This is a genomic window from Nocardia sp. NPDC004582 (assembly GCF_053602115.1).
The window spans coordinates 1-6,029 of the sequence record NZ_JBSGCY010000229.1 but is presented as its reverse complement, the minus strand read 5'-3'; the positions used below and the strand labels follow the sequence as shown (position 1 = coordinate 6,029).

The 6,029-nt window shown below is 72.3% G+C and carries 7 protein-coding genes; 1 reads left to right on the top strand and 6 read right to left on the bottom strand.

Annotation, left to right across the window (positions count from 1 at the left end; all coding sequences use genetic code 11):
- Positions 1–17: 17 nt before the first annotated feature.
- Positions 18–1,010 (top strand): ABC transporter substrate-binding protein, encoded by a 993-nt coding sequence (locus tag ACWELJ_RS32825; protein WP_452369964.1) that lies wholly within the window; start codon positions 18–20, stop codon positions 1,008–1,010.
- Positions 1,011–1,027: 17 nt separating this feature from the next.
- Here the strand turns inward: ACWELJ_RS32825 and ACWELJ_RS32820 are convergent, their stop codons facing one another.
- The 6 genes from ACWELJ_RS32820 to ACWELJ_RS32795 form a co-directional block, all read right to left on the bottom strand.
- On the bottom strand, positions 1,028–2,179 hold the full coding sequence (locus ACWELJ_RS32820) for an alpha/beta fold hydrolase (protein ID WP_452369963.1): 1,152 nt from the start codon (positions 2,177–2,179) through the stop codon (positions 1,028–1,030).
- A gap of 116 nt (positions 2,180–2,295) precedes the next feature.
- Positions 2,296–2,763, bottom strand: coding sequence for an SRPBCC family protein (locus ACWELJ_RS32815; protein WP_452369962.1), 468 nt, complete (start codon positions 2,761–2,763; stop codon positions 2,296–2,298).
- 31 nt (positions 2,764–2,794) lie between these two features.
- On the bottom strand, positions 2,795–4,117 hold the full coding sequence (locus ACWELJ_RS32810; protein ID WP_452369961.1) for a sensor histidine kinase: 1,323 nt from the start codon (positions 4,115–4,117) through the stop codon (positions 2,795–2,797).
- Positions 4,114–4,794 carry a response regulator transcription factor gene (locus tag ACWELJ_RS32805; protein ID WP_452369960.1) on the bottom strand — a complete coding sequence of 227 codons (681 nt, stop codon included), beginning with the start codon at positions 4,792–4,794 and terminating at the stop codon, positions 4,114–4,116. The genes ACWELJ_RS32810 and ACWELJ_RS32805 overlap by 4 nt, the downstream gene beginning before the upstream one ends.
- A 250-nt stretch (positions 4,795–5,044) precedes the next feature.
- A complete protein-coding gene (gene bioD, locus ACWELJ_RS32800; protein ID WP_452369959.1) occupies positions 5,045–5,734 on the bottom strand; it encodes a dethiobiotin synthase in 690 nt (229 codons plus the stop codon).
- A partial coding sequence (locus ACWELJ_RS32795) for an aminotransferase class I/II-fold pyridoxal phosphate-dependent enzyme (protein WP_452369958.1) occupies positions 5,731–6,029 on the bottom strand: 299 nt, incomplete at its 5' end. The genes ACWELJ_RS32795 and bioD, both read right to left, overlap by 4 nt.

The following is a 6,029-nucleotide window of genomic DNA, read 5'->3' as shown; positions in this document are numbered from 1 at the left end:
CCCGGCCGGCACTCGCGGTGGCGGCGGTCGCCGGGGTGCTCGCCGCGTGCGGGTCGCCGCAGGCCGCGACCGGCGATCTGACGGTGCGCAATTGCGGTGCGGATCAGCGGTTTCCATCGCCCGCGCAGCGCATGTTCGTCAATGACGGGAATCTGATCTCCATGGTGCTCGCGCTGGGGGCGGAGCAGCAGACCGTCGCGGTGTCGAGCCTGAAGCGGGACGCCGACACGCTGCGCAAGCATTACGGGGACGGCGTGGATCGGCTCAATTCCGTTGCCCCGGACTATCCCTCGCGGGAGACGGTGCTGGCGCAGCGGCCCGACGTGATGGTCGCGGGCTGGAACTACGGCTACTCGGAATCGGCGAATCTGACGCCGGAATCGTTGCGGGCGGCCGGGGTCGCGCCGTACGTGCTCACCGAGAGCTGCCGCCGGCCCGGCGGCGAGCGCGGCGTGGTCGATGCCTGGACCGCGCTGCGCACGGATCTGACCGCGCTGGGCGCGATCACCGGGCGCGCCGACCAGGCGGCGCGGGTCACCGGGGATCTGGATCGGCGACTGTCCGCGCTGCTGGCCGCACCGCGGCCGGACCGGCGGCCGACGGTGTTCCTGTTCGACAGCGCCTCCGACACCGTCTTCTCCAGCGGGCAATACGGTGCGCCGCAGGCGATTCTGGAGGCGGCGGGCGCGCGCAACGCCCTCTCGGACGTGGCCGACACCTGGACGGCGGTGTCGTGGGAGCGGCTGGCGGCCGCCGACCCAGACGCCATCGTGTTCGTGGACTATCCGCCGCAGACCTTCCAGCAGAAGGTCGATCTCCTGCGCGGCAAGCCCGGCATCCAGAATCTGCGGGCGGTCACCCAGGGCCGGTTCCTGAACCTGCCGTACGCGCTGTGGACCAGCGGGCCGTTGAACATCGACGCCGCCGAGCAGGTGCGGGCGCAACTGGAACACTGGAACCTGTTGCCCGCCTCCGGAATTCACCCCGCAGCCGACGACGCGGTGCGCTGAGCGGCCGACCGCGGCACTCAGTGGCCGACCGCCGCCGACCCGGACTGGTCCTGCCACAGCTGCCGCACGAACGGCACCACCTGCTGGTCGATGACGGTGTTGTACTCCTGCGGCCGTTCGATCGGGTTGGCGTGCCCGGTAGTTCGCGTGGTCACCACCAGCAGCGTCCCGCGCACCCCGCCGACCCGGTCGATGAGCACCTGGTGGGAGTACTCGACGTCCACCACCGGATCGTCGTAGGGGTTGTGCGGCCGGATGAACACGATGGCCGGGCGGGGTTTGCCCGCCGCGGGTTTGGCCAGCGCCCGCAGGTCGTCCACCGCGCCGCCCGCCACGATGGCCTTGAACTGGGCCTCGATCAGCCCATTGCTGGCGGCGTCGGTATTGAGGATCTTGGACCGCAGCACGTCGTCGACCGCGCGCCGGAACTCGCCGCCGCGGATCACGTAGCGCCCGCCGACGAAACGGTCATGGCGCGCATACACTTCCACGACCAGCCGCAGCATCCGGCTCTCCCGCGCCCCGGGCACCCAGCCCATCCAGCGCAGCATCTCCTCACCCTGGTCGCGGCTCTCGGGGCGCACCGCGTTGAGGTCCACCGGCGTACAGTCCAGGATCACCGCCCGCACCCGTTTGCCGCCGCTGTCCTCGTGCAGGTGTTTCGCGATCTCGAGTGCGATGACCCCGCCCATGCTGTGCCCGGCCAGCACCACATTGGGCACCTTGGCGGCATCGGTGACCTTCACGATCAGATCGGCGATGACCTTGGTGTCGATACCGGTGTTGTCGTAGCGCACCGCCCACACCGACCCCAGCCGCGACAGCGACGGCAATGCCCGCGCGGTGTCGGTGGCGTCGAGCACGCCCAGCCCGACCAGATCGAAGACGGCGGTATCGGTGGCTTGCAGTTCCGCGGGCGCGGCGATGGGCAGCACGGACGGTTCGGTGCGGGCCAGCCGATCCTGTTCGGGCAGCACGTCCAGGCCGATGTACTCGACGAACGCGCCCAGCGCGACCAGGGGAACCAAGCCCAGCCGCAGCGCCAGCAGCCGGGCCCGCCGGAAGCGTCCCCAGCGCGCGCCGAGCCGGGTGGACCGCAGCCGGGCGCGCCGGCGCCGATCGTCGTAGTCGGCGGCGCCGGACGGATGCGGGAAACCCGGCAGGGCCATCAATCCACTGTACGAATTTCCGGCTCGTCATCCAGGCTTGTGCTGCGCGTCATCTGCTGGTACCGCGCATGTCACCTGTGCGTGGTGGGGCATGGATCCGCGGGGTGCGGCTCGGATCAGTGTCCCTCGGCGTGTTCGGCGAGGGTGGCGAGATTGTGCAGGGCCGTTCGGAACCCGACCTCGTTGTCCTCCGGGGACAGCCCCGGCGGCAGATTGTCGTGCTGGGCGGTGACGCGGGTGCCGCCGGGCACGTCGTCGAGGGTGTAGGTGACCGTCATCTCGCCGGTCAGTTCCGGGTTGTCGGTTTCGAATTCGATGGTCTGCACGACCTCGCGGTCGGGGACGACGCGGGCGAAGACCCCGTGGAAGGTGTCGGTGTGCGGGGTGGTCTTGCCGGCGTCGGTGGGCAGGTCGTAGGTCAGCGAGATGCGGAACCGCCCGCCGACGCGGGCATCGAATTCGTGGATGCGGCTGGTCATACCGTCGGGCACCATCCAGGTGCGGACCGAATGCGCGTCCAGCAGGGCGCGGAACACACTGGGACGCGGAGCGCCGACGAACTTCTCGACTCGAGTGGAAGGCACGGCCGCCACCCTACGCCCGATGTGACCAAGCTCACGACAGACCGGGGGGATCGGCGCCCGCGTCGTCCGGCGCGACCGGCAACGCGAGGGTCGCCAGGGTGCCGCCGCCCGGCGCGGAAACCAGTGTCACCGAACCGGAGTGGACCGCGGCCACCCACCGCACCAGCGACAGCCCGATCCCGTGCCGCCCGCCCGCGCCGACCGCGCCGCGCCGGAACGGGTCGGTGAGCGCGGGATCGAGCCCGCGCCCGTGATCGCGCACGGTCACCCGCCCCGCCGCGACCCGCACCTCCACCGGCGGGGCGCCGTGCACCAGCGCGTTGTCGACGAGATTGCGCACGGCCAGCGCCAGCAGCTCCGGATCGGCCCACACCGCGGTGGGTTCGGTGCTCAGTCCGATCTCGCCGCCGCAGTCGGCGACCACGCCCTCCACCAGCTGATCCAGGTACAGCCGCTGCCGATCCAGTTCACCCGCACCGGTTTCCGCGCGGGTGCGGGCCAGCAGCCCGGCGACCATGCGGCCCATGCGATCGGTGAGCGAGCGCGCGTCGGTGACGGCGCGGCGGGCGTCGGCCGGATCCCGCAGCGCGGCATCGAGGTAGAGACGCAAGGTGGCCAGTGGCGTGCGCAATTCGTGCGAGGCCTCCGACAGGAACCGTTCCTGCTCGTCGAGCATCCGCACCGCGGGCCGCATGCTCACCCCCGACAGCAGATGCCCGGCCAGCGCCGCGAGGGCCACCAGGGCGAGCCCGCCGCTCCACAGCGCCACCACGAGTCTGCGGTGATCGCGCGCACCGGGCGCCGGATCACCGCCCGCGACGACGACGGCCCCGACCGAGGAGTCGTTGTCCCAGGCCGGGGCCACCGCCAGCCGCACCGGATCGCCGTCGCGGTCGGTGGTGGTGCGCCACTGCGTCTCCTCGTCGTCGGCGGCCCGCCGCGCCAACCCGGTCAGCTCCGCGGGCAGCCCGGATCGCTTGTGCACGAACAGTTCCCGCCAGCTGTTGTCGGGCTGCCGCACCAGGATCGTGACGGCGTCGGCGCCCCCGACCAGATCCTCGTCCCCGCGCACCGTCTCCAGATCGACGCTGCCGTCCTCGTTCCAGTACACCTCCCGCGCGAGACCGGTGACCACCCGGTCGACCCCAGCGTCGAGGTCGTGTACCCGCGAGTGCGCGTCGATGGAGGCCGCGATCGAGGCGAGCACGACCAGGCACAGCGCGGTCAACGCGGTGAACAGCCCGGTCAGCAGCCAGCGGGTGCGCCGCAAGCGGCCCGGCGAGGCCGGCGTCGCGGCGAATTCGGCGGTCGCCCGGCGCGCACGCCCGGACGTGAGTCGCCGAAGGGTGTTCATGGCGCGATGGTGAAACCGGCGCCGCGCACGGTTTCGATGAGCGGCGGCGCGCCGAGCTTGCGGCGCAGCTGGGCGATCACCACGTCGACCACATTGGAGGCGGGCTCGGCCATCTCGTCCCAACAGCATTCGATGAGTTCGGCGCGGGTGACGACCGTTCCGGCGCGGGCCGCGAGCAGTTCCAGCACGCCGAATTCCTTGGGCGTCAAGGTGAGCAGCGTGCCCGCGCGGTGCACCCGGCGGCGGGGGCGATCCACGACCAGGGTGCCGACGACGGTGCGGGTCGGCGCGGGCAGTTCGCGGCGGCGGCACAGCGCGCCCACGCGGGCGGCGAGCTCGTCCATGGCGAAAGGCTTCACGACGTAGTCGTCCGCGCCGTGGGCGAACCCGTCGAGCCGATCGGCGAGCGCGTCGCGGGCGGTGAGCATGACCACCGGGGTCCGCCGCCCGGCCTCGCGCTGCGCCCGCACCAGATCCAGCCCGTCCCCGTCGGGCAGCCCCCGGTCGACGACCAGGCAGTCGTAGCTGTTGACCGCGATCTTCAGATCGGCGTCGGCGTAGTCGCGGGCCAGATCCACCGCGAATCCCGCCGCTCGCAGACCCGCGACGACCTCGTCACCCAGGCTGCTGTCGTCCTCGACCACGAGTACCCGCACCTGCGCAATTACAGCATCCATACCGGCCGTCCGGCCATGACCGACAGCCCCGGCACCGCCGGAACAGGGCGGCACCTTCCTGTCGTGCGCGGGCCGGCCAACCACCATCGAGGTCGGCGTCGCCCGGACATCCCCGCGACCCGCGCGAGGGCCCCGATCCTGGCCACCCGGTCCTCGACCCGCAGGCGCTGCGTGGTGGCATGCTCGCCACCGGCTCTCCTCATGTCGTCACTGTCGCAGGACATCCATGAGGAAATCGTGGGGCTACCGGTCAGGGCCGCAGGTACCGGTCGGTCCAGTCCGCGTCGAACCAGCCGGGCGCGGCCGCGGTGAAGTCGGGTCGGCTCCAGGCCCCCGCGCCCGCGGGCAGCGCGCCGACCAGGTCGACGCCGGTGACGGCGGGCAGGTCGGTGCGATTGCATTCGGCGGCGAGATCGGGTGCGGCGGGCCAGGATCCGATGACCAGGCCCGCGCAGTCGACACCGGCCGCGGCCAGCGCGCGGGTGGTGAGCTCGCTGTGGTTGAGGGTGCCCAGCCCGGCGGCGGCCACCAGCAGGACCGGGGCGCTCATCTTCTGGGCCAGATCCAGCAGTGTGAATTCCCCCATGCGTACCAGCAGCCCGCCCGCGCCCTCGACCAGGATGAGGTCGGCGTCGGCGCAGGACTCGATTCCGGCGATCGTCTCGGCCAGGGTGAGCAGCGGCTGACCGCTGCGGCGCGCGGCGGTGTCGGGGGCCAGCGGGTCCGGATAGCGCGCGAATTCGAGGGTGCGGGTCACCCCGCTGAGCCGGGTGATGTCGGCCAGGTCGCCGGGCTCGCCGGGAGCCATGCCGGTCTGCGCGGGCTTGATCACCGCGACCTCGGTCCCGGCCGCGCGGGCGGTCGCCGCCAGCGCGGCGGTCGCGACGGTCTTGCCGACATCGGTCGAGGTGCCGGTGATGAACAGCAGCGTGGCGGTCATGCCGAAACGGCCTCCCGCCCACGGGCTCGCGCCAGCACCTCGCCGAGAACGGTGGCGATGGTGGCCAATTCGGCCTCGGTGAGATCGGCGCGCGCGGTCAGCCGCAGCCGCGAGGTGCCCTCGGGCACCGACGGCGGACGGAAACAGCCGACGCTCAGGCCGCGCTCCCGGCAGGCCTGCGCGGCGTCGAAGGCGACCTGCGCCTCACCGAGCACCACCGAGACGACCGCCGAATCCGGGTGGCCGACACCGGCGATGCGGGCCAGGTCGGCGGCGCGGTCGAGGACCCGTCGCG